Annotated in this window: 9 protein-coding genes and 1 riboswitch; of the genes, 5 read left to right on the top strand and 4 right to left on the bottom strand. The window is 69.5% G+C overall.

Going from position 1 to position 12,638, the window contains the following annotated elements:
* Nucleotides 1-270: 270 nt before the first annotated feature.
* Both secD and D1643_RS03390 read left to right on the top strand, forming a co-directional pair.
* Entirely contained in the window at nt 271-3,006 is a 2,736-nt protein-coding gene (gene secD, locus D1643_RS03385) for a protein translocase subunit SecD (protein WP_160708646.1), read from the top strand.
* A gap of 4 nt (nt 3,007-3,010) precedes the next feature.
* Nucleotides 3,011-3,340 carry a DUF1292 domain-containing protein gene (locus tag D1643_RS03390; RefSeq protein ID WP_160708648.1) on the top strand — a complete coding sequence of 110 codons (330 nt, stop codon included), beginning with the start codon at nt 3,011-3,013 and terminating at the stop codon, nt 3,338-3,340.
* Between the two features lie 306 nt (nt 3,341-3,646).
* Here the strand turns inward: D1643_RS03390 and D1643_RS03395 are convergent, their stop codons facing one another.
* From D1643_RS03395 to D1643_RS03410, 4 genes are all read right to left on the bottom strand, one after another.
* The gene (locus tag D1643_RS03395) at nt 3,647-4,063 is read right to left on the bottom strand and encodes a pyridoxamine 5'-phosphate oxidase family protein (RefSeq protein ID WP_160708650.1); all 417 of its coding nucleotides are present in this window, start codon (nt 4,061-4,063) and stop codon (nt 3,647-3,649) included.
* Between the two features lie 142 nt (nt 4,064-4,205).
* Nucleotides 4,206-5,009, bottom strand: coding sequence for an energy-coupling factor transporter transmembrane protein EcfT (locus D1643_RS03400; protein WP_160708652.1), 804 nt, complete (start codon nt 5,007-5,009; stop codon nt 4,206-4,208).
* Complete coding sequence (locus D1643_RS03405; RefSeq protein ID WP_160708654.1) at nt 4,999-6,966, bottom strand: ABC transporter ATP-binding protein; 1,968 nt, start codon at nt 6,964-6,966, stop codon at nt 4,999-5,001. Before D1643_RS03405 ends, D1643_RS03400 begins: the two co-directional genes overlap by 11 nt.
* The gene (locus tag D1643_RS03410; protein WP_236643349.1) at nt 6,967-7,485 is read right to left on the bottom strand and encodes an ECF transporter S component; all 519 of its coding nucleotides are present in this window, start codon (nt 7,483-7,485) and stop codon (nt 6,967-6,969) included.
* 291 nt (nt 7,486-7,776) lie between these two features.
* Nucleotides 7,777-7,959, bottom strand: a riboswitch (FMN riboswitch).
* 107 nt (nt 7,960-8,066) lie between these two features.
* Here D1643_RS03410 and D1643_RS03415 point away from each other — a divergent pair.
* The 3 genes from D1643_RS03415 to D1643_RS03425 form a co-directional block, all read left to right on the top strand.
* Nucleotides 8,067-9,488, top strand: a complete 1,422-nt coding sequence (locus D1643_RS03415) for a sodium:alanine symporter family protein (RefSeq protein WP_160708658.1) — start codon at nt 8,067-8,069, stop codon at nt 9,486-9,488.
* Nucleotides 9,489-9,804: 316 nt separating this feature from the next.
* Nucleotides 9,805-11,226, top strand: coding sequence for a sodium:alanine symporter family protein (locus D1643_RS03420; RefSeq protein ID WP_160708660.1), 1,422 nt, complete (start codon nt 9,805-9,807; stop codon nt 11,224-11,226).
* Nucleotides 11,227-12,304: 1,078 nt separating this feature from the next.
* A partial coding sequence (locus tag D1643_RS03425; RefSeq protein ID WP_160708662.1) for an NAD(P)/FAD-dependent oxidoreductase occupies nt 12,305-12,638 on the top strand: 334 nt, incomplete at its 3' end.

Genomic DNA, 12,638 nt, shown 5'->3' on the forward strand with positions numbered 1-12,638 from the left:
CGGGCTGTCGCGAGCCCCCTTCCGGGAGCGCTCAGTTGCCCCGAAGCGTCGCAAAGTCGTCGAAAATGAGCAGCTTTGCCCGCTGCGTTGGCGCGTGAGGGCGGTTTTTTCCGCATGAGTGGATAAACTGCCCGTACCGGGGTGCAATGCTGCGGTTTTGTGGCAAAATAAACAAGTTAAACCGCAGGCGCGATTCGCGCCTGTTTTCATGGGCGCCCCCGGCCGCCGCGTCGGGTGCGCGCGAAGCGATATGCAAGGAAGGTCTGCCCCATGGCGCTCGAACGCACTGTCAAGAAGAAGCCGGGTCATAACGCCAACCGCCGCAACCTCTGGCTGCTCATCCTCACCACCCTGCTCGTGGTGGTCTCGGCGGTTCTGTTCACCCCGCCCAACGAGAAGATCAACCAGGGCCTCGACATCCGCGGCGGCCTGTCGGTGGTGCTCACCGCCAAGACCGACGACGGCAGCGCCATCACGCCGGAGGACATGGAGGCCAGCCGCTCCATCATCGAGAGCCGCGTGAACGCGCTCGGCGCGTCCGAGGCCACGGTGCAGCTCCAGGGCACCGACCAGATCCTCGTGCAGATCCCCGGCCTGTCGGACACCGAGGAGGCGCTCGCCACCATCGGCAAGACCGGCTCGCTCGAGTTCGCCCCGCTCGACAGCTTCACCGACGAGAGCGTGAAGTCGGCCATCGAGAGCGGCAACTTCGGCCAGGAAGGCACCATCACCGACAGCTTCGGCAACTCCTTCCCCTCGGGCAAGCCCGAGGTGCTCGAGGTGGAGCCGGGCACCTACACGCCCATCGTCACCGGCGATGAGATCACGCGCGTCCAGGTGGGCCGCGCGAGCGAGACGTCGTCGGACTACGCCGTGAACATCACCCTCGACTCCAAGGGCGCGACGGCCTTCGCCGAGTGCACCAAGGAGCTCGCCCCCACCAAGGGCCGCATCGTCATCATCCTCGATAACGAGGTGCAGTCGGCCCCGGCCGTCCAGAGCGAGATTCCCGACGGCAACGTGCAGATCACCGGCAACTACACCCTCGACGAGGCCAAGGCGCTCCAGACGGTGCTCGAGTCCGGCTCGCTGCCCGTGAGCTTCGAGTACGCCCAGTCCCAGGTGGTGGGCCCCACCCTCGGCCAGGAGGCCCTCGCCTCCGGCGTCGTCGTGGCCCTCATCGGCCTGGCCATCGTCATGCTCTACCTGCTGTTCTTCTACCACGGCCTGGGCCTCATCACGGCGGCGGCCATGGTGGTGTTTGCCGTGCTCTACCTGGGCATCCTGGCGGCGCTTTCGGCCTTCGGGCTGTTCAGCCTGTCGCTGGCGGGCATCGCCGGCATCGTGCTGACCATCGGTATGGCAGCCGACTCGTCCATCCTCACCCTCGAGCGCTTCCGCGAGGAGATACGCATGGGCCGCTCCGTGCGCGCCGCGTCCCTCACCGGCGTGAAGCACGCCATCTTCACCTCCATTGACGCCGACCTGGTGACCATGGTGTCGGCGCTGTCGCTGTTCTTCCTGGCGAGCGCGTCGGTCAAGGGCTTCGGCCTGACGCTCGCCCTCGGCATCATCTGCGACATCGTGATGATGGTGCTGTTCAAGGCGCCTCTCATCCGCCTGCTGGCCCCCGGCGCCATTGCCAAGAACCCCGGCTTCTGGGGCGTGCGCGACTCCGAGGAGGCGGCGCGCCGCTACGGGGCGCTCGCCGCAGCCGAGGGCGTGGATGTGGCCGCGGCCGAGACGGCCGACCAGATGGACGAGGCCGAGGCCACCGCGGTGGCCGCCCGTCGCGGCGGTGAGGCCGCCGAGGTGGCCGCCGTGGCCGTGGACAAGGTCAAGGGCCGCTTCATCAAGCACGACATCAACTTCCTCGGCTACCGCAAGGTGCTGCTCACCGCGGCCGCCGTGGCCATGGCGCTGTGTCTGGCGGTGGTGGGCCTGCGCGGCCTGAACTTCGGCATCGAGTTCGTGGGCGGCACCTCCATCGCCTTCCACGGCACCGGGGACGTGACCACCGAGCAGATGCGCACGGCCTTCGACGACGCCGGCGAGCCGGACGCTGTCATCCAGACCACCCAGTCCAGCGGCGAGAGCGGTTTTCTCGTGCGCACCACCACCACCTCGGCCGAGGACGCCACCGCCCACGCCAACGCCGTGGCCGACGCGCTCGGGCTGTCCACCAGCTCCTTCGAGGTGACCACCATCGGCCCTGACTGGGGCGCCAGCGTCATCCAGTCCTCGCTCATCGCGTTCCTCGTGTCCATCGTGCTCATCATCATCTACATCGGCTTCCGCTTCGAGTACAAGATGGGCGTCATGGCCGTGGTGGCGCTGTTCCACGACCTCATCCTGGTGGTGGGCATCTACGCGCTCGTGGGCCGCGAGATCAACCCCAACACCATTGCCGCGCTGCTCACCATCCTGGGCTACTCGCTCTACGACACGGTGGTGGTGTTCCATCGCATCAACGACAACATGAAGGGCGAGAACATTCGCTGCACCTTCATGACCATGGCCAACCACTCCATCAACCAGGTGTTCCTGCGCACCATCAACACGACGCTCACCTCGCTCATCCCCGTGCTCGCCATGCTCCTGTTCGGCGGCGAGACGCTCAAGGACTTCGCCTTCGCCATGGTGATCGGCCTCATCGCCGGCTCCTACTCGTCCATCGCCATCGCCACGCCGCTCTACTGCCTGTGGAAGACGCGCGAGCCGCGCTACGCCAAGCTGCAGAAGAAGTACGGTACCGAGGTCGGCCGCTTCGAGTTCGACCACGCCGGCTCGCCCGCCATCGCCCAGGTGCCGCTGGCGCGCATCGAGGCTGACCAGGCCAAGGCGGCGGCTGCCGAGCGCGCTGAGCGCAAGGCCGCGAAGGCCGCCGCGCAAGCCGCCGAGGAGGGGGCGGCCCGCGCGGCCAAGCCCGCCTCGCCTAAGGGCGGCGCGTCCAAGCAGTCCAAGCGCACGGGATCCAAGAACCCGCGCAAGAACCACGGGAGGTAGCCAGATGGCCACGGTACGCGAGGGGAGCGCCCCCAACTTCTGCCCGCCGGTCGAGGAGGGCGTCACCATCCAGCTCGAGGATGAGAAGGGCGACGCCGTCACCCTCGAGTTCCTCGGGCTCCTGATCGACGGGGAGCGGAGCTACGGATTCTTCTTCCCCGTGGAGGAGGACGCCCCGGCGCTCTCGTCGGGCGAGGTGGTTCTGCTGGAGGTCGTGGAGCTGGACGAGGAGGGCCAGCCCGCCGCCTTCGAGCTCGTGGAGGACGAGGCCATCGCCGCCGACCTCTACGCTGCCTTCCAGGAGGCGACGCGGGATCTCTACGCCTTCGCCTAGGGGCGAGAAAGGCCACTTCTGCGCCGAGGGCGCCCCTGATGCGGGCGCCCTCGGCGTTTTTTTTGGGATGCGGGCGGGCGAGGTACGCTAGCGTGGCACGGCGCAGCGCGGCGCAGGCGACGCGGCGAAACTGGCCAGAAATGACGACCTGACGACAAAAACGACGCTCCAGGAGCCTCCCTGAGCGGCCGTGCTGCCTCTGCGGAAGAGCCGACCTGGGGAAATGCCGACGCCGGCTCCCGTGCGAGGGGCACACCTGTCGTCAGGTCGTCATTTTTGGCCAGTTTGCGCGCGATCCCCGTGCGGCTAGAGGGCGATGGGGGCCCAGGTGCCGTCGATGTCGCAGAGCCAGGCCTCGGCGCCGGTCATCGAGAAGAGGGTGAGGCGTGCGTCATCGGGCCCGTCGTAGCTCTCGCCGAGGGACTCGAGGTGGCGCCAGGCCTCCTCGCGCACGGCGGCGCTCGCGCGGTCGTCCAGGTCGGCGCGGCCGCGCAGGATGATCCAGCCGCACCCCGGCTTCCAGGCGGTCAGCTCGAACTTGGGGTTGGCCTCAAGCTCACGGTAGACGTCCTTGGTGGTGGCGGTGGCGAACCAGATGCGCTCGCCCTCCTCGGCGGCGAAGCTGAAGGGCCGCACGTGGGGCTGGTCGCCCTCGCAGGTGGCCAGGTACCAGGCCGGCACGCTGGTGAGGTAGTTGACGATGGCGGTGGTTCCGGTGGTCATGGGTCTCCTTTCTGCTCGGCTGCGGGCTGGCGGCGGGGAGGGGGTGCTTCGCAAGCTGCGCAGCGCCTCGCATCCTCCTCCCCGCCGCCAGCCCGCAGCCTTTTGGTGGGCCGACGCGGTGCCGGCCACCGTTTCGGTACGGTTAGAAGAGCGCGTTCGCGGCCAGGACGGCGGCGAGCATGAGGGCGAGCGCGGCGACAGCCCCTGCGTCACGGGGCGCGAGCGCGAGGGGGTGCAGGCGCGTGCGGCCGACGCCGCCATGGTAGCAGCGGGCCTCCATGGCGGCCGAGAGCGTCTCGGCGTGGCGGAAGGCGCTCGCGAACAGCGGCACCATGAGCGCCGTGAGCGACGCCATCCCCCCGCGCAGCGGGTTGGCGGAGAAGCGGGCGCCGCGGCTCATCTGGGCGCGGCGCACGGTGCGCAGCTCGAAGGCGAACTGGGGGAGGAACCTGAGCGCGATGCCCATCATCATTCCCAGCTCGTGCGCCGGCACCCCCACGCGGGCAAGCGGCGTGAGCAGCCGCTCGAAGGCCTCAGTGATGTCGAGGGTGGTCGTGGTGAGCGTGAGCAGGCTCACGCCCAGCAGCAGGAGCACCAGGCGCACGGCGATGAAGGCCGCCTGGCGCAGGCCGGCCTCGCTCACGATAAGCGGCCCCCATTGGAGGTAGACCTGCCCGCCCTGCACGAACAGCACGTTCAGGAGTGCCGTCACCACCACGATGAACAGCAAAGGGGCGATGGAGCGTGCCGCCTGGCCGAGCGGGATGCCGGCAGCCAGGTAGAAGCCGACGACGAACGCGGCGCACACCGCCAGCCCCGGCCAGCTCGTCGCGGCGAAGACGATGGCCATGAGCGCGAGCGACCCGACCAGCTTCACGCGCGGATCCAGCTGGTGCACCGCGCTCTCGCCGGGCCAGTAGCGGCCGAAGAGCGCGTTATCGCCCATGGGGGGCCTCGCCGCGCTCGGGAAGCGGAGCGTCCTGATCACGGGCGTCTTTCGCGCAGACGAGCAGGGATGCCAGGTCGTCGGCGAGGGACGCCTCGTCGTAGAGGGCGCGGGGCAGCGGCCAGCCGTCCGCGCGCAGGCGCAGGGCGAGCGCCTGCGCCTCGGGAACGCCCAGGCCCACGTCGTGCAGCCGCTCCTCGTCGACGAACACCTCCTCGGGCGTGCCGCAGGTGAGCACCGCGCCCTCGTTCAGCACGAGCACGCGGTCGGCCATGCGCGCCAGGTCGTCCATGGAATGCGACACGATCACGCAGGTGAGGCCGTCGTCGTGCAGGCGGCGGATAAGCGCGAGGAACTCCTCGCGCCCGCGCGGGTCGAGGCCTGCCACCGGCTCGTCTAGGACGAGCACCTCCGGCGCCATGGCGAGCACGCCGGCGAAGGCGACGCGGCGCTGCTGGCCGCCGGAGAGCTCGAAGGGGCTCTTGGCGCCCACGGCGTCGGCGTCCACGCCCACCGCGCCAAGCGCCTTGCGTACCCGGGCGTCCACCTCATCAGGCGAAAGGCCGAGGTTGCGCGGGCCGAAGGCCACGTCGTCGTAGACGGTGGCGGCGAACAGCTGGTGCTCGGGATACTGGAACACGAGGCCCACGGCCGTGCGCGCGCGGGCGGCGACGGCCTTGTCGGCCAAGTCCTCGCCGCGGAAGAGCACGCGCCCGCGCGTAGGGCGCGCGAGCCCGTTCATGTGCTGGATGAGCGTGCTCTTGCCGCTGCCGGTATGGCCGGCAATGCCGAGGAGCTCGCCGGAGCGCACCTCGAGGCTCACGTCGCGCAGCGCCCATACCGCCTGCGGGTCGACTCCCCAGGCAGCGCGCTCGGCCGGGGGCCTGCGCCTGCGCCGCCGCTCCTTGCGCTCCGGGTCGCCGTAGGAGTAGGAGACGTCCTCGAAGGAGAGCAGGGGGGAGACGGGGGAGGGCTGCTCGCTCGCCTCCCGCCCCTCGTGCGCAGACGCGCTCGCGGGCCCCGCCGTGGGGAACTGCCCGCCGCCGGGAGACGCCGCGCAGGCCGCCGGCCGGTTCGCCCTCGCCTCCCTCAGCTCGCGCGCGAGCTCCTCTCCCGTCACGCAGGGCCGCACGGCCACGCCGCGCTCGCGAAGGGCGAGGGCAAGGGAGGCGGCGAAGGGGACGGCCAGGTTGAGCGCGCGCAGCCGCTCGGCGTGGACGAGCACCTCCTCAGGCGTGCCGTCGAGGGCCACCCGCCCGGCGTCGAGTGCCACCACGCGCTCAGCGAGGGCCGCCTCCTCCATGTAGTGGGTGATCATCAGGATGGTGAGCCCCGCCGCGTGGAGCTCGCGGCACACGCGCAGGAGACCGGCGCGCCCGCGCGGGTCGAGCATGGCGCTCGCCTCGTCCAAGATGAGCAGGGCCGGGTCCATGGCGAGCACGCCGGCGATGGCCACGCGCTGCTTCTGCCCGCCGGAGAGCGTCGCGGTCTCGTGGCGCTGGAAGCCCTGGAGCCCCACCTCTCCGAGCGCGTCGGCCACCCGTCGCGCCAGCTCGGGCGCGGGCACGCCGAGGTTCTCGGGCCCGAAGGCCACGTCGTTCTCCACGAGCGAGGCCACCAGCTGGTCATCAGGGCTCTGGAACACGAGGCCGGCGTTGGAGCGGATGAAGTACACCGCGTCGGCGTCGCGCGTGTCGCGGCCGAAGGTGAGCACGCGCCCGCCGTCGGGCACGAGCAGGGCGTTTACGCACTTGGCCAGGGTGGACTTGCCCGACCCGTTGCCGCCGAGCAGGCAGCAGAACTGCCCCTGCGGCACGGTCAGGTCGAGCTCCTCGAACACGAAGGAGGAGCCGTCGTAGGTGAACGACGCCCCCTCGAACACGACGAAGTCCCCGTTGGCTGCGCCTGCCGGCGCCTCGTCCGGCACCACGGCTCGCTCGCTTCCCACGTCTTGCATCTAGCGGCCCTTCACTTGGTCTTTCCTCGGGGTGATGAGGTTGGAGACGGACTTGTACACCACGAGCGTCAGCACGGCGTTGATGACGGCCTTCGCCAGGTTGAACGGGATGAGCACCGGCACGATGAGCGCCACCACGGCATCGAGGGGCACGCCGAGCCAGCTGGGGGTGAGCAGCAGGTTGCCCACGATGGCCATGACGATGGCGGCCACGACGCTCAGCGTCAGGCCCGCCACTGCGGCGCGGAAGGTGCGCCGCCGCGCGTAGACGAAGGCGGCGGGCCCCACGAAGCCGATGACCACGAGGATGTTCATGAGCGCGCCGGTGAAGTCGGCCATGAGGATGCCGTGGATGATGGCACCGACGACGCCCACGGCCAGGCCGCCTGCCGGCCCGAAGGCGAAGCCGCACACGAGCGCGGGCATGGCCGACGCGTCGTACTTGAGCCAGGTGACGCCCGGCAGCAGGGGGAACTCGACGAAGGACAGCAGCACGCCGATGGCGCACAGGAGCGCCATGGTCACCAGCTGGCGGGTGGACCAGGCGTTGGTGTTGGCCAGCGCGGCCTGGGCCGTGGGCTGCTTGGGCGCCTTGGGCGCGCGGGCGGGGGACTTCTCTTCCATGGGAGCCTCTCTTTCGCGGGACGATCCGGTAGTCGGGTCCGCTCCCCTCGTCCCGTGCGGAAAGAGACAGGCCCGCGTGAATTCCCATTCACCCAGGCCTGTGACAATGCGGTGGGGACGCGTCCGCGCCTCGCGTCGCGGCGCCCGCATGGCGCGCGACGGCGGCGAGAGCCGTCCGTGTCGCGTAGTCTGCCTCTTCCATCCGGACTGTGACCGTTGGTCCCGGAGTCTCACCGGGTCAGCCGGGCCGATGCGCCCCGAAGGGCCGCCGTCCCGGGTCGCGGACTCGCGGTGCGCGCGGGGCTGGAGCCGTCGCGTCGCCTTCCGCTTACCGCCAGTGGGGAGTTCCACCCCGCCCTGAAACAGAATTCAACGCTGATATGGTAACGTGCCCGTGTCGTTCGCGCAAGGCGGACGGCGACAAGAGTAACCTGAGGGCAACGTCCTGCGTTCCCGAGCCAAGACCAGAGGCTGCCATGATAGAGACACTCCAAGCCATCGACGCCTTCGTGTGGGGGCCGCCCATGATCGTGCTGCTGCTGGGCACCCACCTGTTCCTCACCGCCCGCACCGGCTTCATCCAGCGAAAGCTCCCCCAGGCCATCCGCCTGTCCTTCCGCAAGGATCCGGAGGGGCGCGGCGACATATCCAACTTCGGGGCCCTGGCCACGGCGCTCGCAGCCACCATCGGCACCGGGTCCATCGTGGGCGTGGCCACGGCCGTCCTGGCGGGCGGGCCCGGCGCGGTGTTCTGGATGTGGGTCACCGGCATCTTCGGCATGGCCACCAAGTACGTCGAGGTGTTCGCATCCATCCGCTACCGCGTGCGCGATCATAACGGCAACATGCTCGGCGGCGCCATGTACGTGTGGGAGCGCGCCTTCAAGCGCGCCGACGGCACGGTGCCCTGGTGGGCGAAGCTTGGCGCCGGCGCCTTCGCGGCCTTCGCCGTGGTGGCCACCATCGGCACCGGGTCGGCCGTGCAGGCCTCGGCCATGACGGGCGTCATCACCTCGTCGCTGCCGGTGCCCGCGTGGGCCGTGGGCCTGGTGATCGTGGTGCTCGTGGCGGCGGTCATCTTCGGCGGCGTGCGCTCCATAGCGAGCGTGTGCGAGACGCTCGTGCCCGTGATGGCCGTGGCCTACGCGGGCGGGTGCCTCATCATCCTGGCGCTCAACTGGGCGGTGCTCGGCGATGCCCTCGCGCTCATCTTCGCGTGCGCCTTCACGGCCAAGGCGGCATTCGGCGGCGCGGTGGGGTCGGGCATCGTCATGGCGCTGCAGTTCGGCTGCGCGCGCGGCCTGTTCTCCAACGAGTCCGGCCTGGGATCGGCCCCCATCGTGGCCGCGGCGGCGCGCACGCGCAACCCCGCCGAGCAGGCGCTCGTGGCCATGACCGGCACGTTCTGGTCGACCGTGGTCATCTGCGCGCTCACCGGCGTGGTGCTCGTGTCCACCATGCTCACCTACCCGGAGATCCAGGAGGAGATCCTCGCCAGCCCGTCAGTCTACACCGGCGCGGCGCTGGCCTCGGCCGCCTTCGCCAAGATCCCCTATGTGGGCACGCCGGTGCTCGTCATCGGCATGGTGGCGTTCTCGTACTCCACCATCCTCGGGTGGTCCTACTATGGCAACCGCTGCGTCACCTACCTGCTCGGGCGGCGCGCCATCCTGCCCTACCAGGTGGCCTACGTGGCGGTGGCCTTCCTCGGCGCCGTGGGCGTGGGGGACGTGGTGTGGACGGTGTCGGACATCGGCAACGCCCTCATGGCGCTGCCCAACATCGTGGCCATCCTGCTGCTCTCCGGGCTCATCGCGCGCGAGACGCGCCATTACATCTACGACGACCACCTCGACGAGGTGTGCGAGCGCCCCATTCCCGTGCTCGAGGGCAAGTAGCGCCCCTCTCGCACCCGGCTGCCGCCCTCGCCCTCGGTGCCGTCTTGCGGGGTTGCCGCGCCCCAACTGGGGCAACGCCGTGCCGCTCGCTGATATTTTCGCGCTTGCCGTCCCGGCATCGCTTTCTCGCTGCCTATAATCGGGTCACTTTCGCAGAGTAAAGTGGTGCTGGCGAAAAGGCTTCGGCGGGGGCTCTCGCTCCGGCCGGCTGCCGGGCTGACAGGGGAGGGCCGCGCCGGCCCTCGTCCCGCCGAAACCCTTTCGACAGCGTCCCTTTCCGCGAAGGCAATCCGCACCGCGAGAAAGAGAGACGACGATGGACGTGATAATCGACGCCATCAGCAGCATCGACGCCTTCGTGTGGGGGCCGCCGATGATCATCATGCTGCTGGGCTCCCACCTGTTCCTGACGTTCCGCACGCGCTTCATCCAGCGCAAGATCCCCACCGCCATCAAGCTTTCGGTGACCAAGGATCCCGACGCTCCCGGCGACATCAGCCAGTTCGGCGCGCTTACCACGGCGCTGTCGGCCACCATCGGCACCGGCAACATCGTGGGCGTGGGCACGGCCATCCTGGCCGGCGGCCCGGGCGCGGTGCTGTGGATGTGGCTGACCGGCGTGTTCGGCATCGCCACCAAGTACGCCGAGACCTACGCCGCCGTCAAGTACCGCGTGGAGGACCACAACGGCAACATGCTCGGCGGCGCGATGTATGCCTGGCGCCGCGCCTTCAAGGACAAGGAGGGCAAGGCTCCCTGGTGGGCCATGCTCGGCGCCGGCGCGTTCGCCCTGTTCGCGGCCATCGCCTCCTTCGGCATCGGCTCGGCCGTGCAGTCCTCGGCCATGACGGACATCATCACCGCCAACATGCCGGGCGTGCCTTCCTGGGGCATCGGCCTGGCCATCGTCATCATGGTGTCGCTCGTTATCTTCGGCGGCATCAAGTTCATCTCCAAGGTGTGCGAGAAGCTCGTGCCGTTCATGGCCCTCGCCTACGCCTGGGGCTGTGTTGTGATCATCGGCATGAACTGGGAGTTCGTGTGGCCCGCCATCTGCCTGATCTTCGAGTGCGCCTTCACCCCCAAGGCGGCCTTCGGCGGCGCGGTGGGCTCCGGCCTCATGCTGGCGCTGCAGTTCGGCTGCGCCCGCGGCCTGTTCTCCAACGAGTCCGGCCTGGGCTCGGCGCCCATCGTGGCGTCCGCCGCCTCTACGCGTAACCCGGCCCGCCAGGCGCTCGTGTCCATGACCGGCACGTTCTGGGATACCGTGGTCATCTGCGCGCTCACCGGCATCGTGCTCGTGTCCACCATGCTCGCCAACCCGGGGATCATGGAGCAGGGCGTCATCACCGCCGGCGCCGACCTGACGAGCGCCGCCTTCGCGTCCATTCCCTACATCGGCACGCCCATCCTCGTGTTCGGCATGATCCTGTTCGCCTACACCACCATCCTCGGGTGGTCCTACTACGGCAACCGCTGCATCACCTACCTGTTCGGCAAGCACGCCATCCGCCCGTACCAGGTGATCTACGTGATCGTGGCATTCCTGGGTGCCATCGGTGTCGGGGACGTGGTGTGGACGGTGTCCGACATCACCAACGCCCTCATGGCCGTGCCCAATATCATCGTGGTGCTGCTGCTGTCGGGCATGATCGCCCGCGAGACGAAGCACTACGTGTGGGAAGACAACCTCGACGAGGTGGACGAGACGCCCATCCCGCAGCTTGAGGGCAAGTAGCAGCTGGCGACGTGACGCACGAGCGGCCCCGGGAGACCGGGGCCGCTTTTTTTGCGCGTGGGGGGGACGCGGAAGGAGCGCGCGGGGGGGCGGAAGGAGTGCGCGAGTGGGGCGCGGTAAATTGGCCAAAAATGACGACCTGACGACGAAATTTCGGCCTGCTGAGCCGGTGCTTGCGTGGAGGGCTTGCAAAACCCCAGGTCGCGTAGAGCAGACGGCGCGGATGCTCCCGGGGAGCGTCCGTTTTTAGCTGGCGAATGTCGTCAGGTCGTCATTTTTGGCCAGTTTTGGAGCCGAGAACTGCACGCAGGTCGCAACAGCAGCCCCCAGAGGCGCGTTTCGGGCGCCTGGGGTGAGGGTCTTGGACCGTGGAGGGCGGGTGGTGTGGGCCCCGCCGGCGGCGCCGGGACGCGGATCGCTCGGCTGCGGCGCGGGCGGTCGGCATCGGGGGGGCGGGGCGTCGGGGTGCGGGAGGGGCGGGCGCGAAGTCGGGCGCGGGTTCCGGCTGCGGCTTGCGGTGCGGGGGTGCGAGTCTCGGCCCTGGGACACGGTGCGAGCGCAAAGGCGGCGGTTTCTGACGAGAAGGCCCTGGCCCGCCGTCGGCGTGTTTGGGGCGGAGAGCGCGTTTCCCCTGGTCGCGTCATGGCTGAGGCATCGGATTGCGTCCTCCTGCGTGGTTTTTGGGCGGGGTTCATGCAAAACGGCTCCCTCGCTGAAGGGCTTGTTTTGCGTCCGGGTTGTCATTGGGAGCAGGCGGCGCGCAGCGCGATGCTAGAATGGCCGGGTGGTCAGCGGATGGTAAGTCCTGGGCGCCGGGCGGCACCTTGCTCTTCGGAGGGAGGTGATTCGCTTGGATGGTATCGTTTTCGCATTGCGGCTTGCGACTGCGGTCGTCGGGTTGCTGCGGGAGGCGGTGGCGTTCGCCAAGACGCTCGGGAGGCACCATAAGGAAGAGGACCGCTCGTTGATGCTAGCGGTCCTCGCATAAAACCGACGGTGCCGCCTGCATCTCACCTCAGGCGCGTCCGCTGGCCCTATCCTAGCACAGAGCCTTCTCGTTGAAAAGGAGCGTGGGGCCATGCCCGCGAACGTGATAGCCATCGTAGGCGGGGGAGCCGCCGGGCTGGCCGCCGCCATCGCCGCGGCCGAGGCGTGCGCCCGCGCGGGGCGTCCCGCGCGCGTGGCGGTGTACGAGGCCGACGAGCGCGTAGGCCGCTCCATCCTGGCCACGGGGAACGGCCGCTGCAACTTCTCCAACGCGCATCCCGATCCGGCGCTCTACCACAACGCCGCGCACGTGGCCGCCGCGCTGGCGGCCTTTGAGGAGCGCGCCTGCTCGGAGCGGGCGGCGGATGGCGCCTGCAACGGCGGGGCGCTCGGGGCCGCGTCGTGCGCGGCGGGGGCCGCCGGCG

This window comes from Enterorhabdus sp. P55 (assembly GCF_009911695.1).
In the GTDB taxonomy this organism is placed as follows: Bacteria; Actinomycetota; Coriobacteriia; order Coriobacteriales; family Eggerthellaceae; genus Enterorhabdus.

Bases quoted from the DNA above. Each gene is read 5' to 3' on its own strand.
- D1643_RS03405 (WP_160708654.1), bottom strand. From the start codon at position 6,966: ATGCAAGACGTGGGAAGCGAGCGAGCCGTGGTGCCGGACGAGGCGCCG.
- D1643_RS03410 (WP_236643349.1), bottom strand. From the start codon at position 7,485: ATGGCGCTCCTGTGCGCCATCGGCGTGCTGCTGTCCTTCGTCGAGTTC.
- D1643_RS03395 (WP_160708650.1), bottom strand. From the start codon at position 4,063: ATGACCACCGGAACCACCGCCATCGTCAACTACCTCACCAGCGTGCCG.
- D1643_RS03390 (WP_160708648.1), top strand. From the start codon at position 3,011: ATGGCCACGGTACGCGAGGGGAGCGCCCCCAACTTCTGCCCGCCGGTC.
- D1643_RS03400 (WP_160708652.1), bottom strand. From the start codon at position 5,009: ATGGGCGATAACGCGCTCTTCGGCCGCTACTGGCCCGGCGAGAGCGCG.
- D1643_RS03415 (WP_160708658.1), top strand. From the start codon at position 8,067: ATGATAGAGACACTCCAAGCCATCGACGCCTTCGTGTGGGGGCCGCCC.
- secD (WP_160708646.1), top strand. From the start codon at position 271: ATGGCGCTCGAACGCACTGTCAAGAAGAAGCCGGGTCATAACGCCAAC.
- D1643_RS03420 (WP_160708660.1), top strand. From the start codon at position 9,805: ATGGACGTGATAATCGACGCCATCAGCAGCATCGACGCCTTCGTGTGG.